This is a genomic window from Kocuria subflava (assembly GCF_012163155.1).
In the GTDB taxonomy this organism is placed as follows: domain Bacteria; phylum Actinomycetota; class Actinomycetes; order Actinomycetales; family Micrococcaceae; genus Kocuria; species Kocuria subflava.
This window is the reverse complement of sequence record NZ_JAAVUN010000012.1, coordinates 44,446-67,923: the sequence shown is the minus strand read 5'-3', so window position 1 is coordinate 67,923 and position 23,478 is coordinate 44,446. Positions and strand designations below refer to the sequence as shown.

Here is a 23,478-nt window from a genome sequence, read left to right as displayed (position 1 = left end):
CGCCCAACTCTATGCCCTGTGCTGTGGGTGGGTCCCTGGCCGTGGGGTGCGTGGGTCTGTGTTTAGGTGAAGGGGTGTCGATTCGTACGCCCTCCCCTGGATTCCCCGCAGGCTCGCCGCAGTACCGGCGCATCCTGGGCACGCTGGGTCTGGGTGGGCTGGCGAATTTTGCGGTGATCTACTTTGTGCAGCCGCTGCTGCCGCAGTTCGCACGGTCTTTCGGCGTTGCTGAAGGTGCCACGGGAGCCGCGCTGTCTGCCACCACCCTGGCCATGATGGTGGGGCTGTTGCTGGCCGGGCCGCTGGCGGATGCCCTGGGTCGAATCTGGGTGATGTCCGGGTCCCTGGTGCTCTCCGGCCTGTTCACCCTGGGGTGTGCCCTGGCTCCGAACTGGGAAATCTTCCTGGTGCTGCGAGCGCTTTCCGGTCTGGCCCTGGCAGGCCTACCGGCCATCGCGCTGGCGTATCTGCGGGAGCAGGTGGACAACGCGGCGCATCCGGCGGCCAACGCGTTCTACATTGCCGGAACGGCCATGGGCGGGGCGCTGGGACGTCTGCTGCCGCAACCACTGTCCGAGCTGGGTGGGTGGCAGGTCTCCGCGTGGGTGCTGGGCGTGTTCTCCGTGCTGATCGGCGTGGTGGTGATGGTGGCACTGCCTGCCGATGCCCCGTCCAAGCAGCGGCTGCCGGTGCACGAGGTCTTGTTCGGCACCTTCACGGTGCTGCGTCACGCCCAGATCGTGTTGATCTGTGTTCTGGGTGGGCTGATCATGGCGGTGTTCGTGGGGGCCTACAACGCCATCGCCCTGCGCCTGGAAGCTGAGCCGTTCAACCTGGGCAACGAGGCCGCACTGGTCTACCTGGCATACCCCGTGGGGATCCTGGCGCCGGCGATCTTCCGCAGGATCGGGGCTCGGCTGGACCGGCCTGCCACCGTGGTGGCTGGGCTGCTGCTCATGGGTGTGGCCGTAGCGGTGACCTCCCCCGACCTGGTGGCCACCGCCATGTTCGGCCTGGGGCTGCTGACCTTCGCGTTCATGGGAACCCACTCCATGCTCAGCGGTTGGGTGGTGGACCGGGCGCACCGGCTGCGTCTGAGCACGGCCCGGGCATCCAGTGCCTACCTGGTGCTCTACTACGCGGGCTCCACGGTCTCCGGGACTCTGTCAACGCACCTGTGGAGCTCTTTCGGATGGATCTCCGTGATGCTGTGGTCGGCAGCCTTGGTGCTGGCCGGCCTGGTGTGCGCTGGGGCTGTGGCGGTGCTGCAGCGTCGCGACCCCGCCTGACGATGACCTAATCGACGGGGTGCTTACGGATACGGTGGGTGCATGGCCCCCGACCTCCCAGAACCACCCAAACTGCGGATCCTGCTCATCAGTGATCCCGGTCTGCCATCGCGGCGTGTGTCCAAAATTCAGGACCGTTTCCGTTCCCACCTGGTGCGGACCTACCCCCACACCGTGGATCTGCTCACCGTCACGGACACCATTCGCCTGCGCCCGGACAACACTCTGGACGTGGCCTCGGCGGCAGCCCTGGCCGCCCACTACGACGACGTCGATGCCGTCCTTCTGCTCACCGAAATCCCTCGGTACCGGGAAGATCACCCACTGGTGGCCGAGATCTTTCCGGAACACAACGTGGGTGTCATTTCCTGCCCAGCGGTGGGGGCCGTGACCACGCGGCGTCGGATCCTGAAGGTGTTGTTGGACTGCGTGGCGCGGTTGATTCCGCCGTCGGGTGCCGACTCCCCCGGTGAGCTTGGAGCAGATCCGCAGCCCCGGGTGCGCTGGACCGAGTGGTTCGCCCTGGACAGCGGGCATGTGGGGTTGCGCTCCGGGCGGTGGGTTGGATCTGTGCGCACCGTCATGGGCATGACCATGGCCAACGACCCCTGGCGCACAGCACCGCGGCTCTCCAGCGCCCTTGCGGCAGCCACTGCCACCGGTGCGTTCGGCATCTTCTACAGCTCCATCTGGCAGATGGCCGAATACCTGAGCACGGTGCGGCTGGTATCCATCGGTGTGCTGGCTGTGGCGGTGATGGTCACCTGGCTGATTGTGAGTAACGGGCTGTGGGACCGGCCGGTCAAGGACAGCCTCTCCCGCGTCATGGCGCTCTACAACCTCTCCACGATCCTCACCCTGTTGGTCTGCGTGGTGGCGCTCTACCTGCTGCTGGTGGTGTTGATTCTGCTGGGTGGGCTGATTGTGATCTCCCCGGAGTTTATGGCCACGCTCTTGGACACGGATCGGGTCCAGTTCACCAACTACTTGGACATCGCTTGGCTCAGTGCAGCCATGGGAGTGGTGGCCGGAGGGCTGGGCTCCAGCTTTGACAGCCGTACCGACCTCAAGAAGCTCACCCACGGCCAACGCGAGCGCCAGCGCCGGTATGCAGAGGACTGATCCTGCGGGTGGTGCTGTGCTGGGCGAGTTCTGCGCACTCTGGGACCCCATCAGGCGCTGATGACGGCTCAGATTGCGCAGAACTCGGGTGAGGCGACTGGCTACGTTCAAGCCGGCGGCAGTTTGGTCCCGCATGAAGGGCTGATGACGTACCAAAGTGGCACCGGCTCGGGTCTTGGCGCCGGGGACCCGCCGAACTGGCAGCCAGACACGCAAAAGGCCCCTGACCTGGTCGACAAACCCAGGTCAGGGGCCTTGCAATATTGTGCGCGGAGGGGGACTTGAACCCCCACCCTCTAATACGAGGACTAGCACCTCAAGCTAGCGCGTCTGCCTATTCCGCCACCCGCGCAGGTGACCGGGAGCCGTTTTGGGGGCACATGCACCCACTCGACCGCCGAGCAACGACGACGACTGTAGCACAATCACCGCCCTCACCCACCATCACCCGGGGGCACACCAACAAGCACCAAGACCAGCACCAACGCCAGGATGAACACCTGGTTCAACAACCACCGGGTGCGCCCGGTGAAGGTAACTCTGGCGGTGGGCAGGCCCCCACCAGGCACGTCAGTCCGTGGGCAGGACTGACCTGTAGACCTCCAGGGTGCGCTCGGCAATGGCCTCCCAGGAGAAGTGCTCCTCCGCCCGGGTCCGGCCGGCCTCACCCATGGCGCGAGCCCGCTCAGGATCGGAGAGCACCTCGGTCAGGGCGGCCGCAAAGTCGGAGACAAACTTCTCCGGATCCAACGGGGTCCCGGACCCGTCCTCGACCTGCTGGATCTCCACCAGGCGCCCGGTCTCCCCGTCCACCACAACCTCCGGGATGCCGCCGGTGGCGGTGGCCACCACGGCTGCGCCACAGGCCATGGCTTCCAGGTTGACGATGCCCAGGGGCTCGTACACGGAGGGGCAGGCGAAGGCCGTGGCGTGGGACAGGATCTGAATGACCTCACGGCGCGGGAGCATCTGCTCAATCAGCACCACGCCTTCCCGGGTGGCGCGCAACTCCTCAATGAGGCCGTTAACCTCGGCGGCCAGTTCGGGGGTGTCGGCTGCACCAGCGCACAGCACCAGCTGCACCTCGGGCGGCAGCTGCAAGGCGGCGCGCAGCAGGAACGGTACACCCTTCTGGCGGGTCACTCGGCCCACGAACACCACGGACGGCTTGGCGGGGTCGATCCCGAACTTCTCCAGGACGTCCGTGCCCTCGTCCCGGTTCCACTGGGAGACGTCAATGCCGTTGTGCACCACCTGCACCTTGTTGGCATCGATTTCCGGGTAGCAGCGCAGGATGTCCTTGCGCATGCCGTCGGACACGGCGATCACCGCGGCGGCGTTGAGGTAGGCGGTCTTTTCCACAAAGGAGGAGATGGCGTACCCACCGCCCAGCTGCTCTGCCTTCCAGGGCCGCAGCGGCTCCAGGGAGTGGGCGGAGATCACATGGGGAATCCCGTGCATCAGGGAGGCCAGGTGCCCGGCCATGTTGGCGTACCAGGTGTGGGAGTGGACCAGGTCTGCTCCCCCGATGTCACCGACCATGGCCAGGTCCGTGCCCAGGGTTTCAATGGTGGCGTTCTGCCCGGCAAGATCATCCGGGACCTTGTAGGCCTGCACTTGGGCCCCGTGGAAGTTGGGTTCGCGGGGTTCCCCGAAGCAGCGGACGTTGAGTTCAACCAGCGGCGCCAGGACCCGGGACAGCTCAGCGACGTGAACGCCGGCGCCACCGTAGATTGCGGGCGGGAACTCCTTGGACACGATGTCGATACGCACGTGACTGAGACTACATTCACCGGGGCCGCACGCCCACATCGGAGCGGGTTGATGCGCAACCTTACGGTTGCTTTGCGCAATCTGAGGTCCTCAACTTCCCACGGGACCCCCTTTCAGGGTTGAGTTGTCCCGGAACCACGGTCCTCTCCGCGGGGGGGGCCGCGTCCCGAACCCCCGTTCGGGATCACGACGACGACGTCTTGAGAGGTGCACATGGCACGCAAAAAGGTGCTGGCAATTGTTCTGGCTGGTGGTGAGGGCAAACGCCTGATGCCCTTGACCGAAGACCGGGCCAAGCCGGCTGTTCCGTTTGGCGGAACCTACCGGTTGATCGACTTTGCCCTGTCCAACCTGGTCAACTCGGGGTACCTGCAGATTGTGGTGCTCACGCAGTACAAGTCGCACTCCCTGGACCGTCACCTCTCTGAGACGTGGCGGCTGTCCACGTTGTTGGGCAACTACATTGCTTCCGTTCCGGCTCAGCAGCGTCACGGCAAGGACTGGTTCCTGGGTTCGGCCAACGCCATCTTCCAGTCCATGAACCTGATTGACGATGCCAAGCCGGACATCGTGGTGGTGGTGGGTGCCGATCACGTGTACCGCATGGACTTCTCCCAGATGGTGGATTTTCACATCGAATCCGGTGCCAAGGCCACCGTGGCCGGTGTGCGTCAGCCCTTGGACTTGGTCACGTCCTTCGGCGTCATTGAGACCGATCCGGAGGATCCCACCAAGATCACCCAGTTTGTGGAGAAGCCCGCCACCACACGTCCGTTGGATGATGACCCCACCCAGTTCCTGGCCTCCATGGGCAACTACGTTTTCAACACGGACGCCCTGGTGGAAGCCCTGCAGCAGGATGAGTCCCGTGATGACACGGACCATGACATGGGCGGGGACATCATGCCGTACTTTGCGGACCGCGGTGAGGCGGCGGTGTACGACTTCACCAACAACGATGTCCCCGGTTCCACCGACCGTGACCGTCAGTACTGGCGGGACGTGGGCACCTTGGATTCGTACTACGACTCCCACATGGACCTGCTGCGTCCCATGCCCGTGTTCAACCTCTACAACACGGCTTGGCCGCTCTACACCCATCAGGTCACCGCACCGCCGGCCAAGTTGGTGCGCGGCCCCTACCAGGAGGGTGGCGTTGCCACGGACACCATTCTGTCTCCCGGCGTGATCGTGGCCGGTGGCCGGGTCCAGGAGTCCGTGCTCTCCCCCAACGTGGTGATCGGCAACCACGCGCGGGTGGACAAGTCCGTGCTGCTGCCCAATGTGCATGTGGAGGATGACGCCGTGGTGGAGCGCTGCATCGTGGACAAGAACGTGGTCATCCCGGCAGGTACCCGCGTGGGTGTCAGCGCGGAGGAGGACCGTGCTCGCGGCCTGCACGTCACGGAGTCCGGGATCACCCTGATTCCCAAGAACTACAAGTTCGACCAGTCCTGACACGCACCGAGACCTCCGTCATGTCCTTGACCAGCGTGGATTTAGGGACATAACGGAGGTCTCGGCATGTTTGGGGGTGGGCGGATGGAGGCGAAGACGACGCCGCCCGCTCACCTCACGCGGTGCGGGTCACCTCCACGGTGACCTCCAGCGCCTGGGTGCCACCACCGCCGGTGACCACGCCCTTGAGCGGCGGAACGTCCTTGTAGTCGCGACCGTGACCCACCTTGACGTGGAGATCATCCAGGTACTTGTGGTTGGTGGGGTCATAGGCAATCCATTCGCGGTCCCACCATTCCACCCAGGCGTGGGACTCCCCCGCCACGGTCACACCAATGCCGGCGGAGTCATCCGGGTGCAGGTAGCCGGAGACGTAGCGGGCGGGAATGCCCAAGTGACGCAGCACGGCCACGGACACGTGTGCCAGGTCCTGACACACACCGCGTCCATCGGCCCAGACGGCGTCGGCGTCGGTGTGGACCCCGGTGACTCCGGATTCGTAGGTGACCTGCTCGCGGATGCGGCGGAAGACCTCCTTGACGGCTGCTGCCGGTGAGTCGGCGCCCTCACGGACCTCAGCGGCCACTGCGCGCAGGGCCTCGCCGGGGGTGGTGAGCCGGGTGGGCACCAGGTATTCGGCGTAGCTGTCCTGGTGTTGGGGGGAACCCAGGTGTTCCCAGCTCAGTCCGACTGCATCCGGGTCAACGGAGCGCCGGTGGACCTCCACCTCCGCAGAGGAACGCACTTCCAGGACGGAGTGCCGTGCGGGGACGTCAAAGTCGGCCACGCGGGTGCCAAAGTAGTCCACGTAGTTGTGGATGTGCGCGGTACCGGGCTTGACCGCCAGTTCTGCGGTGAGCACCAGCTGTTGGTCATCGGAGACCGGGGTCATGCGGGCCTCGTTGTGGGAGCGCTTGACCTTGGTGTCGTAGACGTAGCGGGTCACGTGGTTGATGGTCAGACGGGTCACAGGACGCCTCCAAACCAGGAAGATTCCTGTTCGTGGGTGAAGTACTTCTCCGTCACGGATTCGGCGGCCTGGGCCACCGCGGCCTGAACGGCGTTGAGGTGCTGGGGCAGTTCCCGGACCACGCTGGCGGTGTCCAGGTATTCCAGTTCGGCACGGGAACGGCCCACAATCCTGCGGGCGTCGTTGGTGAAGCCCATGCGTCGGGAGCCTGGGTCGAGTGCTTCCAGGATGCGTTCGGCGTGGGTCAGGGAGAAGATCACCGAACGCGGGAACAAGCGGTCAAGCAGCAGGAAGCGCACCGCGGATTCATCGTTGAAGGTCCCGTGCCGGGTGCGCAGGAAGGCCTCGTAGGCGCCGGCGCAATGCAGGATGTCCACCCAGGAGGTCTCACTGGTGGGTAGACCTGCAGCAGGCAGCCCGGAGGTGCGGGTCCACAACAAACGGGCGGTCATGTCCGCGCGTTCCAGGGTCACGCCCAAGGTGAGGAACTGCCAGGACTGGTCGTGGGACATGGTCATCTCCGCCTGCCCACGGATCATGGAGATCCGTTCCGCCGCCCACTGACACATGCGGAAGGTCCCCACCACGTCATGCCGGTGCTGGTTGAGCCCGTAGTACGTGGAGTTCACGGCCTCCCACATCTTGGAGGAGACGATCTCCCGCGCTCGCCGGGAATTTTCCCGGGCGGCGTTGACGGAACCGGCAATGGAGGTCAGGGAGTCCTTGTTCCAGGCCAGTTCGTGGATCAGGTCCCCCACATCCGGCTCGTCCTTGGAGATGGGGGCGCCCATGACCTCCATGATCCGCCGGACCTCACTGGACTGTTGAGCTTCAGGCAGCTGGGTGATGCGCTCCAGGTGGACGTCCAGGATGCGGGAGACTCCATCGGCGCGCTCCATGTAGCGTCCGATCCAGAACAGGGATTCGGCAATGCGGCTGAGCATGGCTCATGCCTCCTTTCCTGAACGGGTCTGCTGCTGTTGCTGCTGTTGGTCGTTGAGCTCGGCGTCGTCAGCCCAGTGGGAGGTCACGGGGAAGGTGGCCATGGAGGCCACCGTCTCCGCCTGCTCGGGTTGTGGCTCCACCGGGGCGGAGCGGTTGCCGATCACCCAGGTGTCCTTGGACCCGCCGCCCTGGGAGGAGTTCACAATCAAGGAGCCCTTGGTCATGGCCACACGGGTCAGGCCACCGGGCAGCACGTACATGTCCTCACCGGAGTTCACGCAGAAGGGGCGCAGGTCCACGTGACGCGGGCTGAAGCTTTCGCCGTCGAACGTGGGAACGGTGGAGAGCTGCAGAACCGGCTGGGCGATCCACCCGCGGGGATCCGCCAGGACCTTGGCCCGCAGTTCTTCCAACTCCTCCGGGGTGGCGCGTGGGCCGATCACAATGCCCTTGCCGCCGGAGCCGTCCACCGGCTTGACCACCAGCTCCTCCAGGTGGGAGAGCACGTACTCGCGCGCCTCGTCCTCCTCAAGGCGGTAGGTGTCCACATTGGGAAGGATCGGCTCCTCATCCAGGTAGTAACGGATGAGATCCGGCACGTAGGAGTAGACCAGTTTGTCGTCAGCCACGCCGTTGCCCACCGCATTGGCAATGGTCACGTTGCCGGCCCGGGCCGCGTTGACCAGTCCGGGGCAGCCCAGCACGGATTTGGGGAGGAACTGGAGGGGGTCGGTGAAGTCGTCGTCGATCCGCTTGTAGATCACGTCCACGCGCTGCTCACCTTCCGTGGTGCGCATGTAGACACGGTCACCGCGAACCACCAGGTCCCGGCCTTCCACCAGCTCCACACCCATCAGCCCTGCCAACAGCGTGTGCTCAAAATAGGCGGAGTTGAACACGCCCGGAGTCAGCACCACCACCACGGCGTCCTCCCCCGGTTCAGGGGCGGTGGCCTTCAAAGCGTGCAGCAGGTGCCGGGGATAAGAGTCCACCGCCATGATCGGCGTGGACATGAAAGCTTCCGGCAGGCCCTTCATCATGGCCCGCCGGTTCTCGATCACATAGGACACCCCGGACGGCACCCGGACGTTGTCCTCCAGCACGCGGAACACGCCGTCGTCGTCACGCACCACGTCAATGCCGGCCACATGAATCCGCACCCCACCGGCAGGCTTGAAACCCCAGACCGGGCGGTGGAAGTGGGCGGAGGAGGTGATCAGCGCTCGCGGCACAATGCCGTCCGTGATGACCCGCTGATCCCCGTAGACGTCATCCAAGAACAGCTCCAAAGCCTTGACGCGCTGCTTGACGCCGCGCTCAATGACCTCCCATTCCTGCATGGTGAGCACCCGGGGCACAATGTCCAGGGGGAAGGGGCGCTCCTCACCGGCAAAGTCAAAGGTCACGCCGCGGTCCAGGAAGGATCGGGCCATGGATTCATCCCGGGAGGTCACATCCCCCAGATCCAGTGAGCTCAGGACATCCGCAACCCGGTTGAAGGCGGGGCGGACGTCTTGGGCCTGCGTGAACATTTCGTCGTAGGCGCCTGAGCCCGCCATGTCCTGGGCATAGGTGGCGAACAGATCCGTCATGGTGGTGGATCACGTCCCTTCAGTCCTTGAAACTCTCAACCCCCGTGCGGGGTGCGATCCACACATGCGCAGATCACGTGGTGCGGGCCTGGACCCGGAGCATCCTGGCACAGACGTGTTGCAGGGAGGTGACGCAGCGCCACAGACAATCTGCTGCTGACCTCCCGTGTCCATAGGATAGTGGTGTGTCTCACCATGATCTGACCCGTGTGGATGCTGCTGCCCGAACTGCTGCCCTGACGCTGAACGCCGCGGACGTGGAACTGGACCTGACAGGCGCCTGTGACCAGCACCAGCGCACCTTTGGCGTCCACGTCACCTGGGACTTCAGCTTAAACGACGACGCCCCCACCACCAGCACGTTCCTTGACTTCATCGGGGACGTCCACGCCGTGGAGATCAACGGGGTGGCCTTGGGCCGCACTGAGTTGAGCGAGGTTGTCAGTGACGGCCGGATTGAACTGCACGGGCTGCAAGCCACCAACCGGGTGGTGGTGGAAGGTGCCGGGTACTACTCCCGATCAGGTGAAGGCTTGCACCGTTACGTGGATCCGGAGGATGGGCAGACCTACCTCTACACCCAGTACGAGCCCACGGACGCCCGGCGAGTGGTTCCCTGTTTTGACCAACCGGATCTGCGCACGGCCTGGACGTCGACGGTCCTGGCACCGGAAGGGTGGTCCGTGTCCTCCAACGCCCTGCCCGTTGGCCAGCCGGTGCGCCAGCCGGTGACCGGAGAAACCCAGGCAGGGATCCGGCACGAGTTCGCCCCCACCGCCTCCATCCCCAGCTATCTGACCACTGTGTTGGCTGGCCCGTATCACCGAGTGGACAGCACCTGGAGCAGCAAGTACGCACACCGACCCCAGCAGCTTCCCCTGACCCTGTGGTGCCGTGCCTCCATGGCGCAGTACCTCCCGGCAGAAGAACTGTTTGACCTGACCCGCACGGGGTTGGATTTCTTCACCGAACTCTTTGACCTGCCCTTCCCGTTCGACTCCTATGAGCAGGCCTTTGTGCCCGAGTACAACCTGGGTGCCATGGAGAACCCCGGGATGGTCACCCTCACGGAGGACTACCTGTTCCCGGACGGACCCACCCACCAGCAACGGGCGGGGCGGGCCAACACGGTGCTGCACGAAATGGCGCACATGTACTTTGGCGATCTTGTGACCATCCGCTGGTGGGAGGACCTGTGGCTCAAGGAGTCCTTTGCGGAGTTCATGGGCGCCTACGCCAGCGCGGAGGCCACGGAGTTCAGGAATGCCTGGGCCGGGTTTGCCGTGCGGCGCAAGGGGTGGGCCTACCGACAGGACAGTTTGAGCACCACGCACCCGATTGTGGCCGACGTCCCGGATGTGGCGGCCGCCCGCCAGAATTTTGACGGCATCACCTACGCCAAGGGGGCTGCCACACTGAAGCAGTTGGTGGCCTACGTTGGTGTGGAGGAATTCATGGCTGCGTGCCGCGTCTACTTCCGCCGCCGTGCGTGGGGCTCGGCGGACCTGCAGGATTTCTTGGCGGCTTTGGAGGAGGCATCCTCCAGGGACACGGCCGCTTGGGCCCGGGACTGGTTGGGCACGCTGGGCACCACGGTCATGGATGCTGAGGTCCACAGGTCGGAGCTTCACTTGACCCCGCAGGGCACCGTGCCGGACCCTACTTCACAGAGAGCTCACCACCTGGCCGTTGGTCTGTACCAGCCCGGTTCGGATGCGTACGGCCTGGAACGTACGCATCAAATTCCCGTGGACCTCCCGGCAGATCTCACACCAGGCACCGCAGTGGTGGTCCCCTTCCCGCCCGCAGCCGGCTCAGGGACTCCCCTGGTCCTGGTCAACGACGACGACCTCGACTTCTCCCACGTGAATCTGGACACCGCCACCACCCAGCGGCTGATGGAGGATCTGGGTGCGTTGCCGAATCCCATGGCGCGATCCGTGGCCTGGTCCCACCTGTGGTCCATGCTGCGCCGTGCCCAGCTGGACCCCGCGGATTTCCTGGGGGCTGTCACCCGTCACGTGTTTGCAGAAACCGAGTCCGTGGTGTTTGAAACCATCCTGGAACGCGCCGTGGAGACGGTGGAGGACTACGTTCCCGTGCGGCGTCGTGAAGATCAACGGCGGGTGCTCACCAACGCGGTGGTCCATCACCTGAAAGCAGCACAGCCGGGTTCGGACCGGCAGACGGCACTGGCGCGGATCCTGGGGCGCCTGGTGGACAGGGACCCGGGACCTGCCGCGTGGCTGCGGGATCTGCTCACCGGCAGGCAAACCCTGGAGGGGTTGATTCTGGGGCCGTCCTTGCGGTGGCGGTGGATGACTGGTCTGGTGGCCTCCAACCATGCCGTGGACTCCTGGGTCCGGGAGGAGCTGGAACGTGATGGTTCCCGGGTGAGTCAGATCGGGCATGCCAGGACCCAAGCGGCCCGGCCCACCCGATGGGCCAAGGACGCTGCCTGGGAGCAGATGCTGGGTGGGGACCTGTCCAATGACTTGCTCAGCGCCACAGCCGCAGGTTTCCAGTTGGCGGATGACCACCTGATCACCCCGTACCGGGACGCCTACTTTGCCATGCTGATGCAGCAGTGGGAGACCCGCTCCCTGGGCATGGCCACGCGTGTGGTGGCCGGGCTCTATCCCAGCACCTGTGACCTGGAGCCGGGTGATTCTGCGGAATCAGATTCGTTGTTGAGCCAAACTCAGCAGTGGCTGGACACCCACCCGCAGGCGCCGGCGGCCTTGCGCCGGGTGCTGACGGAACAACGCGATGAACGGTTGATCCGGCTGCGGATTCAAGCCCGTTCAACCCCGTGAACCCCGCCGGAATCACCATCTGTAGTCATGTTTGGCTCATGCAACAATCCGCCCCAGACGCATGGATTCGTGAAAGACTGTTGCGCGTCCGGTGACCCGGATGCTCGCGTGACTAGGTTGACCGGCAAGCCACGCTTCCCCACCCCCTGGCACCAGGGCCCTCCGGCAAAAGGGAGACCATGACCACCTACGCACTCAACGACCGCGGTTCTCTGGAAATTGTCACGGAGAACTTCTATGACGCTGAGATCTTGCGCGTGTTCGGTGCCCTGTCCCACAACACCGTGGAAACCTACGCCGGTACCGCTGAACTCGTGCCTGAACCGGACAACCCCTTTGACTCCCAGACCATTGCCGTGCGGGTGGGCCGGCATCAGGTGGGTCACCTGGCCAAGGACGACGCCGCCCGCTACTGGCCGGCGGTGACCCGCGTGGTGGCCTCCGGTCTGAGCCCCACCGCGCCGGTGATCATCAAGGCCTCTTTGGTGGATGCTGACGGCACGGATGAGGTGGATGCCACCGCCCGGATCCAGCTCTCCCCGCCGGATCTGCTGTTTCCCGTGAACTCTCCCCCGCAGCGTTCCACGGTGTTGCCGCAGGGGCCGTCCATCAAAGTACTGGATGAACAAGACCACGCCGCCTACCTGCACTCGATCCTGCCCAAGTCCGGGGAAGCCCGCCTGTTCCTGACCCTGGAGGTCAACCAGGTACGCACGGCCCACGGGGAGCACGTGGACATTGTGGAGGTCCTACATGAGCGCCAGGTGGTGGGCCGGCTCTCCACGCAGCTGTCCGAACAGTTCATTCCGGTCATCCGCCATGCCTTTGAACATGATCTGCTCACGGCTGTGTGGGGCACCATCCGGGGCTCAGCCTTTGAGGTCTCCCTGACGGTCCAGGCCGCTCGGCCGGAAGCGATCGAGGCCGACTGGTACCAGGAACTCCCCCGCTTGGGTGAGGAATTGGTACCTGAGTCCGACTCCTATGAGGTCCCCAACGCCTACGTGCCCACGGAGGCTGAACGCGGCAAGAACGCCAAGAAATGGCGCAGGGGAATGTCTGCCGCCGGTGCCGCACCTGCTTCCAACGGGACGGGCCGTTTCCGTTCCTTCCGTGGTTCTGGCTCCACCTCAACGTCCACCGCAGCCTCCACAGCCGCGGGCAGCGACGCCGCAGCCGGCAACCACGCGGCGGCCACCTGGACCCAGAGCAGCCGCGTGACGGCCATGGTCCTTGCCGGTGTGACCGTTGTGCTCCTGCTGGTGGCTCTGTTGATGCTGGGCCGCGAGCCGTTGGTCAGTGCGCTTGCTGTGATTGTTGCCGCTGCCACCGGAGGCATGGCACTGTACTTGCGGTCCCTGTTCGGTCCGCTGCGTTCCAGCGGTTCCGCACAGTCGGCACGCGGTACAGATGACCAACCCTCGGCAGAGACGATGACCCCCAACGGATGATCTCCCGGCGCGAAAGACTCCTTCAGATCCTTGAAGTGCTCTCCAAGCACGGCTTTGGTTTCGCCCTGGGCGGGCTCAAATCTGAGTGGCGCTCCTACCTTGGCAAAGTCCGGCTGATTGATCCGGACAAGGTGCAGCCACAACCGGAGCACCTACGCCTGGCCTTGGAGGAGTTGGGTCCAACATTTGTGAAGTTGGGCCAGCTGGCCTCCACCCGCCCGGATCTTCTGCCCCAGGCCTACGCACAAGAATTGGCGCGCCTTCAGGACTCATCCCCTCCCATTCCACCGCAGGTGGTGCGGGAGATGCTGAGCGAGCAACCGGAAACGGGTGCGGAGGAGATCCTCCAGCACATTGACCCCGTTCCGCTGGCCACAGGGTCCATCGGCCAGGCCCACGCGGCACGTCTGCGGGGTCAGGACGTGGTGGTCAAGATCCGCCGACCGGACATTGTGGATGAGGTCAACCGGGACCTGGAGATCCTGCGGGAGTTGGCGGTGCTTCTGACCCGGTACTGGCCGGGTGTGCAGTACCAGGACCTGATTGGCCTGGTGGACGAGTTCGCCTCCTCCATGCGGGATGAGATGGACTACCTGACAGAGGCCCGCAACACGGAGCGCATGCGGGAGAACTTTGCGGCTCACCCCGCGATCATCATTCCGGAGGTGTTCTGGGAGGCCACCACCACCCGGATCCTGACGATTTCACGCATGAGTGGAATGAAGATCAGTGACAACCAGGCCTTGGATGCCGCAGGCCTGGACCGTCACGAACTTGCCGTCACCGCCACGGATGCCCTGTGCAAGATGATCTTTGAGGACGGGTTCTTCCACGCGGATCCGCACCCGGGCAACTTGTTTGTCCAACCAGATGGCTCGATCGCCATGATCGACTTTGGCATGGTGGGGACCCTGTCTGAGGAGTTCCGCGATTCCTTGGTGACCTTGATGATGGGGGTGGTCCAGGGTAACGTCCGCCGTGCCACCAGTGGCATGTTGGCCCTGACGGACACCTCCGGTCAGGACCTGGACCGTGCCAAGCTGGAGCGGGACATTGAGGCCATGGGGCGGCGTTACGCCAACCGGCCGCTGTCTGAGGTCCGGATCGGGTCCCTGATGGGTGATCTGGTGTCCACATTGCGCCGCCACCGGCTGCGTCTGCCGCGCCAGTCGGCGCTGTTCCTGCGCATGGTGCTGACGGCACAGGCCATTGGCACCGGCCTGGATCCGGATTTTGACCTGGTCTCCGTGATGCAGCCCTACGCGCAGCGTTTGGTGCTCAAACGCCTCTCCCCGGAGGCACTGGTGGGGCGTGTGCGGGACCTGGTTCAGGATGCCGTGCAGATGGGCGCGGAAGCCCCGGAAGCCATGCGGCGGGTGCTGGCCGTCCTGGAACACGGTGGCTTTGACGTTCACCTGCGCGGTGATGAACTCCAACCGCTGCTGAACCAGACGGAGAAGATCGGCCACCAACTGATTGCCGGAGCGGTGATAGCCGCCACCATCAACGGGATGTCCCACGTGGTGGCATCAGATGCGGAGCGGTTCTCCAAGCTGCGGCTGCCCATTCTGGTGGGTGGTACGGGCATGGTGGGGGCACTGTCCGGTTACCTGGCCGTTTCCACGGCAGCTCCGCGCACGCGTCGACTGGTCTCCGGGCTCAGGGCACGACGCCGCAGCACCTCCCGCTGATCCTGACAACGGCGCCCCACGCGGGTCCAGTCATAAGAATGCAACTGTCCGCCAGGGTACGTACAATCTTGGTGATTCATACAGGATGCTCCCCACAAATGCTCAGTGGTGGGCAGTCGTGCCGTTGAGAGGGCAGGTGACAGGTGGCCGCGGACAAGAAGGGGCCCCAGCAGGTGCCGGGTGGTTCCATCCTGGCTCAGGTGCTGGGTGAGGTGCGTCTGGAAAGTGAAACTGACGGATTCGATCCCCCTGGCCACGTTCTGGAGGCCACCTACGGCGGAATGCTGCAGGTGCTGCGCCACGTCAGCTACTCCGTGGCCCGCTCTCACGGGTACCCCAAGGAGCTACCAGATTTCCAGCTGCACTATTCGCAACAGCAGCCGGGTCACTACCTGGTGGACCTGCGCGTGGTGGATCAGCGCCCGGCCTGGGTTCGCATGGTCAATCCCAAATCCGCGGCGTGCCGCGAACGGTACCGGGTGCTGTTGCGGTGGGTTGCGGAGCTGATGTCCACCACCGTGCAGTTGGTCCCACCCATCACCATGGCGGAGGACATCAAGATCAGTGCCGCCGGTGACCAGGAGGGCTTTGGCACCTTGATGCTGGACAACCGCCGCACTTATCGGGTGCCGCTGGTGATGATGGGCATTTTTGAGAACAACCCCGCCCTGGTGGATGCACTCACCGGCATGATGTCTGTTCTGCTGTTGCCGGAGGTCAAGGCCCTGGTGATTGTCCGCGACCCGTTGGAATCCAAGCAACGGGATGAGGTGGTGATTCCGCTGTCAGAGACCTTCCACCGGAAGATCATCCATGAGACTTACCACTCCTTGGCAGGCAAGGTGCAGGCGCAGGATGCTCCGCTGAGTTCTGTGCTGACTCGTCATGAACGCCGTCAGGACTTCCCCACCGGCATCTCCGGGCTGGATCCCAGCGCCTGAGAACCATGGGCATGGTGGGGTGCTCACGGGGGTGGGTCAACCGGGTAGCTCACCGGAGGAGGTCGCCACCTGCCTGGAACTCCACAAACACGTCCGTGGCCGGGATGACACATTCATTGCGGGACTCAGGTGTGTGCGGGTCAGAGCCCACCACAATGGATCCCACACCCTCCTCACTGACCGCCGACCACAACTCCCTCAGATGGGCCTGAACGGCGGCATCCATCAAACCATGAACCACCTGGACCGGTAGGCGCAGGCGCTGGGAGTCCGTGGTGGAAACAAGATCCACCAGATTCCCGTGACCGGCTGCGTGCGTGGTGGTACCGCCGACCTCCAGGGAGAAAGCTGCAGCCTTGATGAGCAGCATGGTGTTCTGCAGGGCAGTTTGGGCCCGGTTGGCTTCACCATTGGTGGGCACATGACGCCAGAGATCACTGAGGCGTCGTCGTCGAACCACGGGCGGGGCGGGGCGCTGGTCAGCAATGAAGGTGACCAAGCCGTCCTGGCTCTCCGTGAAGGAGATGGACAGCAACCCTTCGGCATCCGGGGTGGTGTCCGGCGAACCGTTGGCGTGGCGGTAGAAGTACTGACCGATGGCCTTGATGGCTCCGTAGGTCCGCCGCAGGATGTCCCGGTTCAGCAGGAGGTTCTGGCCGCGGGAATCCTGGACTTTGAACTGAAGGGCGGCGTGTCCTGCAGCGGGGTCACGCTTCATGGCGCCATCACCTCAAACGGATACGGTCGGTGTGCCAGCAGCGCAGCACGCTGCTGGATCAGGAATCACCGCGCGGAGCGCGGCTCTGTTCCGACCTTACCGCGAGGTAATATGCGGTTGAGATATATTTCAGATCTTGTCGTTGCATGTCGCCCGGGCGAGTCCGCACAGAGAACAACGGCGCGGTTCAGCGCAGATCGATCTCCTGCAGCGGCAGCCGCGCCCGAACAATCCACTGTCCCGCCTGCGGGCCGCTGCTGAGTTCGCCGCCGAACACGGACACCCGTTCCCGCAGCCCCAGCAGCCCGAATCCCCCGGCGCTCAACACCGCTTCAGGTGTGGTGTTCTCCCGACGCCGCGACTGGGCCAACTTGTTGGTGACCTCCACCTCCGCGTGGCCCTGGGCGCCGTCGTGAGCAAGGATCTCCACCCGAATGAACACCGGGCCATCCGTGGCTCCGTGGCGAATGATGTTGGTGCAGGCCTCCTGCACCACCCGCTGACACGTGCTGCGCACAGAGGTGGTCAGGTACTCCCATCCCGGGCCGTCCTGGATGCGAATGTCCCGGAACCCCGAATCCTTCAGACTCTGGACGCTGTGTTGCAGCACGTCAGACATGGTGGGAGTGGGAGGGGCAAGGTTGCCGGAGGTGGTGGATTCGTGGGCGGTTTCAGACAGCGGCGTCCGGGTGGCCGAAATACCCACCGGCTCCTCCCGCAGGATGTTCACCAGACGGCGCAGGTCAGCAATGGTTCCGCTGGCGCTGTCTGCAATGTCTTTCAAGGCAGTGCGTTGGAAACTTTGGTCCTGGGAGAGCAATCCGGCATTGGCGCGCAGGGCGGTGGCAGTGACGTCATGGGCCACAAGGTCGTGCAGTTCCCGTGCCAGGTCTTGGCGTTCGGCGGCACGGACCAGGCCGGCCTCATGCTCCAGGCGCGCAATTTTGCGGGCGGAGAGCAGGCTGCGGCACCGGAAGAATCGGATGGTGGCGCCCAGGGCTGCGGCCATGGAGATCAGCAGGATCAGGGCCACGACTTCTGACCAGGTGGTGGGTTCGCGGACAAAGATGCCAAAGCTCACGGCCGCAAGGACCTGGGCGCCCACCACGGTCATGCCCACGCTCCAGCGCAACCACATGACAAGGATCAGGGTGCACATGACCCCGGGGACAAACATGACAAACACGGATTCGGTCAGCAGGGCCGCAGCGTAGGCAAAGGCCAGGGTGACGGCACCAAACCGTGGACCCACCAGCGTGCCCAGCAGCGGCAGGTAGGAAGCGCCGGCAAGTGCCAGGACCTCCACCAGCGTGGAGTCCGTTCCCTGGGTGCCCGGATGGGCCGTGGTCAGCAGACGAATCACGTCAAAGGCAGCCACGCCTGCCACCAGGATTCCCACGATGATCCGCAGGAACATGGGCAGTGGAAGCGGGTCCGTGATCCGCAGTTCCGGCCACCGGCCGGAGATTGCGGTCCACGGACCCGCTGTAGAAGTCAGAGGACGCACGTTACCTGGAGCAACGTCCGTAGTACTGGCAGAGCAGGCTCACAAAAACGGCGGGCTCGGCCTTGACCGGGCCGGCCGCCACTGAGTTGGACGACGACGGCGCTGCCGCCAGGCCCGGGAGCAGAGCTGCTGAGGCCATGCCGCCACTGAGCAGCATGGAACCGGCAACGGCCGCTGCAGCAGCGGCCTTCCGGGAACGGGTGAACAAAGCCATGGGTACTCCTGATGGGTTTGGGAGGTGTTGGTCACGCGGATTGCCACGGTGCCGTTGTTGCTGGTCAGCACACATCCACGCGTCCCAGGATATTCTGATTCCGCAAAAACGCATCTAGGAGTGCAACCGCAGTCATGACCACCCCTGCAAAATACCGAGTCCTGATCGCCGACGACGAGTCCGTGGTGCGGGAAACACTGTCCGTGTACGTGGGCAGTGCCGGGGACATGGAAGTGGTGGGAACGGCAGCTGATGGCCGCTCTGCCGTGCAGGTGGCGGTGAACCTGCGCCCGGACATTGTGCTGATGGACATCCAGATGCCGCGCGTGGACGGTGTTGAGGCCACTGCTGAACTGTTGCGGGCCCTGCCCGCCACCAAGGTGGTCATGATCACCACGTTCACCACGGCGGACGCCGTCGTCCCAGCGTTGCGCGCCGGCGCCCTGGGGTACGTGTTGAAATCCGATCCCCCTGAGCGGATTCTGAGCACGGTGCGCCGTGCCCTGACGGGAAGAACGCAGCTCTCCCCCACCGCGCTGGATGCTGTTGTGGGTCACTTGAGGGACGGGGACAAACGCAATGGACTGCCGCCGGCTGTGACCCTGACCAGCCGCGAATCCGAGGTGCTGAAGTATCTGGCCACCGGTTGCAGCAACAAAGAGGTGGCCGATGGCATGGGGATCTCAGAGAAATCGGTCAAGTTGCACGTGACCCACCTGGTCAGCAAATTTGGCGTACGGGACCGCCTGCAACTGGTGATTGCGGCCCACAAGGCGGGCATGGTGGAGCTGTAACCGACCGGCGCCGGTATGTGATTCACCAGATGGCGGTGGTGAAACTCCGGTTACCGGCGGGTTGTCTCCCGTATGCTTGCTGTCGTTCCGCAAGTCCACCAAACAGCTGACTCCAGCAGCGGGGAGAAAACGCGATGACCCTGACCATCATGCCGATCTACGGGACGCGCCCGGAGGCCATCAAGATGGCGCCGATCGTCAAAGCGCTCCAAGAGTCCCCGCAATTCGAATGTGTGGTCACCGTCACCGGGCAGCACCGGGAAATGCTGGATCAGGTCAATCAGATCTTTGACATCACACCGGATCATGACCTGAACATCATTCAGCCGCGTCAGACACTCAACGGTGTCCTGACCCGCACGGTGGAAGGTCTGGATGCCATTTTTGAGGAGTCCGCGCCGGATGCCGTGATTGTCCAGGGCGACACCACAACCTCCACTGCCGGTGCCATCGCGGCCTTCTACCGCGGTATTCCGGTGATTCACGCGGAAGCCGGCCTGCGTTCCTTCAATCTGTTCTCCCCGTTCCCGGAGGAAGCCAACCGGAAGCTGACCTCTCAGATCACCAGCCTCCACCTGGCGCCCACGGACATCTCCAAGCGCAACCTGCTGGCCGAATCCATTGACGGCGAGCACATTGTGGTCACCGGCAACACCGTGATTGACGCCCTGCACCACACCGTGGCCAAGGCTCTGCCCTTCTCAGACCCACAGGTGGAGGAGATCGCGCAGCGCTCCGGCAAAACCCTGTTGGTCACCACGCACCGCCGGGAGAACCAGGGCGAAGCCATGCGGGGTGTGGGCCGCGCACTGGCTCGAATTGCTGATGCCGAGCCTGATCTGACCATCGTTCTGCCGGCCCACCGCAACCCCGTGGTGCGCGAAGCCGTGTTGCCGGCCATTGAATCCAAGCCCAACGTGCATGTCACTGAACCCATGGCCTACGGCGAGTTCACCCGCATGTTGGCCGTGGCCGACGTCGTGCTCACTGACTCCGGCGGTGTGCAGGAGGAGGCGCCGTCGTTGGGCAAGCCGGTCCTGGTGATGCGCGAGAACACCGAACGCCCGGAGGCCGTGACCGCCGGCACCGTGAAGTTGATCGGTACCGAAGAGGAGCGAATCGTGGAGGAGGTCAACACGCTGCTGCACAACCACGCGATTTACCAGGCCATGGCCAACGCCGTGAATCCCTACGGTGACGGTCATGCCGCGGCACGCACGGTTGCTGCGATCGAGCAGATGTTCGGTATCGGTGAACGAATCGCGGATTTCGATCCGGGTGTCGAGGCCTGACCCGCAGCGTAACCCAGGACTCCCCCATGGCTGCCGAGCATCCCTTTCCCCGCGGTTTCCTGCTGAGCCGCAGACACGGCGTAACCGGCGAGGACCGCGATCGGGTGGACATTGCCGAGTGGGCCAGCGTTGACCTCGGTGACAGCGGCTGGGTTTTCACCCACGACCCCCTGATTTTGCCGTCCCGATCCGTCAGTTCCGATGGCCGACGGTGGGTGCTGGCATTCGGGTTGTTCCTCTACGCGGGCGACGACGACGCGGACATCCCTGCGGCCGACCGTCTCATGACGGGCTGGGACCGATCCGCCGCGGGCGCCCTAGATGGTTTCCTGGATGTGCTTGATGCCTACGGGGGCCGTCACCTGGTGTTGCGCGGTGATGGCGACCGCGTGTGGCTGTACCAGGACGCCACGGGCATGCGCACGGTGTATTTCTCAGAATCGGCCGAGTTGGTCGCAAGCCACCTCAACTTGATTCAGGAACTTGTTCCGCACCGTGAACGGAGCCTGGCCGAGGGCCGGGCGGGGTTCATGACCGCGTGGGGCAGGACACCGCGGGTGGGCATCGAGGCCATGCTGCCCAACCACTCCGTGGAATTGGGCACCTGGGAGATTCAGCGGTTCTATCCGCGTAAACCCAACACCTACACGGATCTTTCCGTCCAAGAACGGGTGGAGCTCTTCGCTCGGCGCTGGGAGCGGATGATGGGGGATCTGGTGAAGACCGATTCCCAGCTCATCCTGTCCCTGACCGGTGGCTGGGACAGCAGGACCAGTATGGCCCTGAGCCGGGCGCATCTGGATCGCATCCACATGTTCACCTACAGCTCCTCCCGGCCGGATGCGGACCTGCGCAAGGGGATGATTGCCCGGGACGAAGCGGTGGTGGCAAAGCTGCTGGAGCACGTGCCCAACGCTGGTCACACCACCTACTACATCGAAGAGCGCCACGTGCAACTCCCGCCACACCAGCAGGCTCTGCTGGAACGCAACACCGTGGGCAATCACTTCAAGTGGCTCCTGCCCCACTACTTGAAGAGTTTCCCGAGCCCCAACGTGATTCACATTCGGGGCAATGCCAGCGCGGTGGGAAAGAGTTCGTGGACGGATCTGGGATCATCCGGCACACGGCAGGATATGCAGGCGTACTGGTTGCGGCGCACCGCCAAAGACGCCCCTCACATGAGCCAACGCGATCGAGTTCGCGAATTCGAGGCCGGGTACCGCACGTGGGGTTACGACGACGAGCTCTACGACACACACCGCCGCGACCTCTTCTACTGGGAGATCCGGCTGGGACGCTGGTCGGCGGAGATCTGCAATGAAACCGATTTGGCGTTCGAGACCATGGCCGCCATGAACGTTCGATCTCTGTTGGAAATGACGCTGTCTTTCCCGATCGAACAGCGCAAGGCGTCGTTCTTCTTCGCCGAATTGATCAACCACGTCTTCCCGATCCTGAACTTCGTGGGCGTCAATGACGAACGAAATCTGTATGAACTCCATCGGGACCAACGGTTGGAGTCCGCCCCCGCCGTCGGCGCTGCGGGTGTCGATTCCGCCGGAGCCTCTGCAGTCCCTGCCGCAGGCCCCGCCACAGACCCGCCACCGGCACTCAGCGATGGACTGGAGATCCTGCACGACGGCCGTACGGTGGCCCGTTGCCCGATTCAGGACGAACTGGCCGTGATCCCGGCCGAACACTTCAAGACGGGCACGCTGGTCAAACGCTCGTTCTCACCCGTCACCACCGCCGGAACCCTGAAGTTCACCGTGCACAGCCGCTATGGACACGATCAAGGCGGAGGCAACTGGCGCTACCAGGTGTGGGTCAACCAGGACATGCATTCGTCCTGGGACGGAGGGATCTGCCGGGAACCAGTTCACGTGACCGTGGCCGGGTTGCAACCGCACGATGTTGTGGCAGTCGTCGGGGTCCCTGGCCGTGACCACGACCGTGAGTCCTGGCAACGGGCAAGCCGAATCTGGCTGCATGATGCCCAGTTCGCCCCAGGTCCGGCGCTTGGCGGTATCCGGGTCACGACCAACGCACCCGGCGGGTTCCACCGCCGCGGAGCACACGAGCTTCATCTGGACCTGGGCGATCTGGCGGTTTTGACGCGCGAGGATTTTCCGGTGGACCGTCCCGTTCGCCTGGATGTGGAGATCGGTGCGGATCTTCTGCCCATGCTGGTGGTCCGGCGCACGGGAGAACGAGCGGTCAGCTTCTACGACGGGCCGGTTGATGTCACCAAGACTCACGGGGCCCCTGCGTTCCAACGCGCAGCGTGGTGGCCGGAGATCGACCGGCATCAAGTCCACGTGGCGGATCCGGCATCCGTGGGGCATGCGGCTCTGAAGACGTCTTGGGGGCAGTTGCATCCGCAGCGCTCTGCTGTTCCGGACGCGGTCAAAGCCATTCGTGGGGTCACCGCCATCCTGGGGGTACCCGATGCACGGCACCGGACCCACTTCGGATCATCGTCCGGGGGTTTCTGGGCTTGGAACGCAGCCCTGCTGGATCCGGGCTCCCGCGCGGTGGTCAGCAATCCGCAGATCGACTGGACCACCTGGTCCACCACCGCCACCGCGGCGCTGCTGGAGCAGCGACTGAGCGGGGTCACGGTCCAGGACTTCCGGCGTCGTCATCCCGGACGGTGCAATGTCCTGGAGGCCTGGCGCACGGCGCACCATCCGGCTCGAGTGGACTACTGGGCCAACACGGCCACCCCCTACGAGGCCAATGTTGAACTCCCCCGACTGCGTGGCTTTCAGCACCAGCATCCGGAACTGACCACCAATCTCAGGGTGCACGACTACCACGACGAACGCGCCGTCCACGCGCCTTTGGACCGTCAGCGTGCGGTCTCTGCCATTCTGGAATCCTGACCGTTTGAAGGCCCACC

At 64.3% G+C, this 23,478-nt stretch carries 17 protein-coding genes and 1 tRNA gene; 10 read left to right on the top strand and 8 right to left on the bottom strand.

The genetic code is table 11. The features are described from left to right. Positions 1 to 74 precede the first annotated feature (74 nt). Both GTW58_RS07570 and GTW58_RS07565 read left to right on the top strand, forming a co-directional pair. Positions 75 to 1,289 (top strand): MFS transporter, encoded by a 1,215-nt coding sequence (locus GTW58_RS07570; protein WP_119932802.1) that lies wholly within the window; start codon positions 75 to 77, stop codon positions 1,287 to 1,289. 42 nt (positions 1,290 to 1,331) lie between these two features. Continuing rightward, positions 1,332 to 2,411 carry a hypothetical protein gene (locus GTW58_RS07565; RefSeq protein WP_119932801.1) on the top strand — a complete coding sequence of 360 codons (1,080 nt, stop codon included), beginning with the start codon at positions 1,332 to 1,334 and terminating at the stop codon, positions 2,409 to 2,411. Positions 2,412 to 2,677: 266 nt separating this feature from the next. On the opposite strand, the gene GTW58_RS07560 is transcribed toward GTW58_RS07565, so the two are convergent. Then, positions 2,678 to 2,763 (bottom strand) — tRNA-Leu (locus GTW58_RS07560). A 218-nt stretch (positions 2,764 to 2,981) separates the two neighbouring features. Continuing rightward, positions 2,982 to 4,184 carry a glycogen synthase gene (gene glgA, locus GTW58_RS07555; protein ID WP_119932799.1) on the bottom strand — a complete coding sequence of 401 codons (1,203 nt, stop codon included), beginning with the start codon at positions 4,182 to 4,184 and terminating at the stop codon, positions 2,982 to 2,984. Between the two features lie 207 nt (positions 4,185 to 4,391). Between glgA and glgC the strand changes: the two genes are divergently transcribed. Next, positions 4,392 to 5,642, top strand: a complete 1,251-nt coding sequence (gene glgC, locus GTW58_RS07550) for a glucose-1-phosphate adenylyltransferase (protein ID WP_232818017.1) — start codon at positions 4,392 to 4,394, stop codon at positions 5,640 to 5,642. Positions 5,643 to 5,757: 115 nt separating this feature from the next. Here glgC and GTW58_RS07545 read toward each other — a convergent pair whose 3' ends face one another. From GTW58_RS07545 to GTW58_RS07535, 3 genes are read right to left on the bottom strand one after another with little or no spacing between them, the layout of a single operon-like run. After that, on the bottom strand, positions 5,758 to 6,612 hold the full coding sequence (locus GTW58_RS07545; RefSeq protein WP_047692659.1) for a transglutaminase family protein: 855 nt from the start codon (positions 6,610 to 6,612) through the stop codon (positions 5,758 to 5,760). Then, positions 6,609 to 7,556, bottom strand: coding sequence for an alpha-E domain-containing protein (locus GTW58_RS07540; RefSeq protein ID WP_047692658.1), 948 nt, complete (start codon positions 7,554 to 7,556; stop codon positions 6,609 to 6,611). Before GTW58_RS07540 ends, GTW58_RS07545 begins: the two co-directional genes overlap by 4 nt. Before the next feature lie 3 nt (positions 7,557 to 7,559). Then, positions 7,560 to 9,149 carry a circularly permuted type 2 ATP-grasp protein gene (locus tag GTW58_RS07535; protein ID WP_119932797.1) on the bottom strand — a complete coding sequence of 530 codons (1,590 nt, stop codon included), beginning with the start codon at positions 9,147 to 9,149 and terminating at the stop codon, positions 7,560 to 7,562. Positions 9,150 to 9,334: 185 nt separating this feature from the next. Here GTW58_RS07535 and pepN point away from each other — a divergent pair, with 185 nt between their 5' ends. From pepN to GTW58_RS07515, 4 genes are all read left to right on the top strand, one after another. After that, positions 9,335 to 11,965, top strand: coding sequence for an aminopeptidase N (gene pepN, locus GTW58_RS07530; protein WP_119932796.1), 2,631 nt, complete (start codon positions 9,335 to 9,337; stop codon positions 11,963 to 11,965). A 179-nt stretch (positions 11,966 to 12,144) separates the two neighbouring features. Beyond that, a complete protein-coding gene (locus tag GTW58_RS07525) occupies positions 12,145 to 13,416 on the top strand; it encodes an HIRAN domain-containing protein (protein WP_119932795.1) in 1,272 nt (423 codons plus the stop codon). Then, positions 13,413 to 15,107 carry an ABC1 kinase family protein gene (locus GTW58_RS07520; RefSeq protein WP_119932794.1) on the top strand — a complete coding sequence of 565 codons (1,695 nt, stop codon included), beginning with the start codon at positions 13,413 to 13,415 and terminating at the stop codon, positions 15,105 to 15,107. Before GTW58_RS07525 ends, GTW58_RS07520 begins: the two co-directional genes overlap by 4 nt. 143 nt (positions 15,108 to 15,250) lie before the next feature. Beyond that, positions 15,251 to 16,048 (top strand): hypothetical protein, encoded by a 798-nt coding sequence (locus tag GTW58_RS07515; protein WP_047692491.1) that lies wholly within the window; start codon positions 15,251 to 15,253, stop codon positions 16,046 to 16,048. 49 nt (positions 16,049 to 16,097) lie between these two features. On the opposite strand, the gene GTW58_RS07510 is transcribed toward GTW58_RS07515, so the two are convergent. The 3 genes from GTW58_RS07510 to GTW58_RS07500 form a co-directional block, all read right to left on the bottom strand. After that, a complete protein-coding gene (locus tag GTW58_RS07510; protein WP_119932793.1) occupies positions 16,098 to 16,766 on the bottom strand; it encodes a hypothetical protein in 669 nt (222 codons plus the stop codon). Between the two features lie 187 nt (positions 16,767 to 16,953). Continuing rightward, positions 16,954 to 18,273 carry a sensor histidine kinase gene (locus GTW58_RS07505; RefSeq protein WP_157980475.1) on the bottom strand — a complete coding sequence of 440 codons (1,320 nt, stop codon included), beginning with the start codon at positions 18,271 to 18,273 and terminating at the stop codon, positions 16,954 to 16,956. Position 18,274: 1 nt separating this feature from the next. Continuing rightward, positions 18,275 to 18,487 carry a hypothetical protein gene (locus tag GTW58_RS07500; protein WP_119932791.1) on the bottom strand — a complete coding sequence of 71 codons (213 nt, stop codon included), beginning with the start codon at positions 18,485 to 18,487 and terminating at the stop codon, positions 18,275 to 18,277. A 134-nt stretch (positions 18,488 to 18,621) separates the two neighbouring features. On the opposite strand from GTW58_RS07500, the gene GTW58_RS07495 reads away from it, so the two are divergent. The 3 genes from GTW58_RS07495 to GTW58_RS07485 all read left to right on the top strand — a co-directional run bounded on the left by GTW58_RS07495 (position 18,622) and on the right by GTW58_RS07485 (position 23,461). Further along, positions 18,622 to 19,281 (top strand): response regulator, encoded by a 660-nt coding sequence (locus GTW58_RS07495; protein ID WP_119932790.1) that lies wholly within the window; start codon positions 18,622 to 18,624, stop codon positions 19,279 to 19,281. A gap of 134 nt (positions 19,282 to 19,415) precedes the next feature. Further along, positions 19,416 to 20,573 carry a non-hydrolyzing UDP-N-acetylglucosamine 2-epimerase gene (gene wecB, locus GTW58_RS07490; RefSeq protein ID WP_119932789.1) on the top strand — a complete coding sequence of 386 codons (1,158 nt, stop codon included), beginning with the start codon at positions 19,416 to 19,418 and terminating at the stop codon, positions 20,571 to 20,573. 26 nt (positions 20,574 to 20,599) lie between these two features. Next, positions 20,600 to 23,461, top strand: coding sequence for a hypothetical protein (locus GTW58_RS07485; RefSeq protein ID WP_119932788.1), 2,862 nt, complete (start codon positions 20,600 to 20,602; stop codon positions 23,459 to 23,461). Positions 23,462 to 23,478: the final 17 nt, after the last annotated feature.

Excerpts from the sequence above, each read along its gene's own strand:
- GTW58_RS07565 (WP_119932801.1), top strand. The coding sequence starts at position 1,332 with ATGGCCCCCGACCTCCCAGAACCACCCAAACTGCGGATCCTGCTCATC.
- GTW58_RS07525 (WP_119932795.1), top strand. The coding sequence starts at position 12,145 with ATGACCACCTACGCACTCAACGACCGCGGTTCTCTGGAAATTGTCACG.
- GTW58_RS07500 (WP_119932791.1), bottom strand. The coding sequence starts at position 18,487 with ATGGCTTTGTTCACCCGTTCCCGGAAGGCCGCTGCTGCAGCGGCCGTT.
- GTW58_RS07485 (WP_119932788.1), top strand. The coding sequence starts at position 20,600 with ATGGCTGCCGAGCATCCCTTTCCCCGCGGTTTCCTGCTGAGCCGCAGA.
- GTW58_RS07510 (WP_119932793.1), bottom strand. The coding sequence starts at position 16,766 with ATGAAGCGTGACCCCGCTGCAGGACACGCCGCCCTTCAGTTCAAAGTC.
- GTW58_RS07495 (WP_119932790.1), top strand. The coding sequence starts at position 18,622 with ATGACCACCCCTGCAAAATACCGAGTCCTGATCGCCGACGACGAGTCC.
- wecB (WP_119932789.1), top strand. The coding sequence starts at position 19,416 with ATGACCCTGACCATCATGCCGATCTACGGGACGCGCCCGGAGGCCATC.
- GTW58_RS07540 (WP_047692658.1), bottom strand. The coding sequence starts at position 7,556 with ATGCTCAGCCGCATTGCCGAATCCCTGTTCTGGATCGGACGCTACATG.
- GTW58_RS07535 (WP_119932797.1), bottom strand. The coding sequence starts at position 9,149 with ATGACGGATCTGTTCGCCACCTATGCCCAGGACATGGCGGGCTCAGGC.
- GTW58_RS07520 (WP_119932794.1), top strand. The coding sequence starts at position 13,413 with ATGATCTCCCGGCGCGAAAGACTCCTTCAGATCCTTGAAGTGCTCTCC.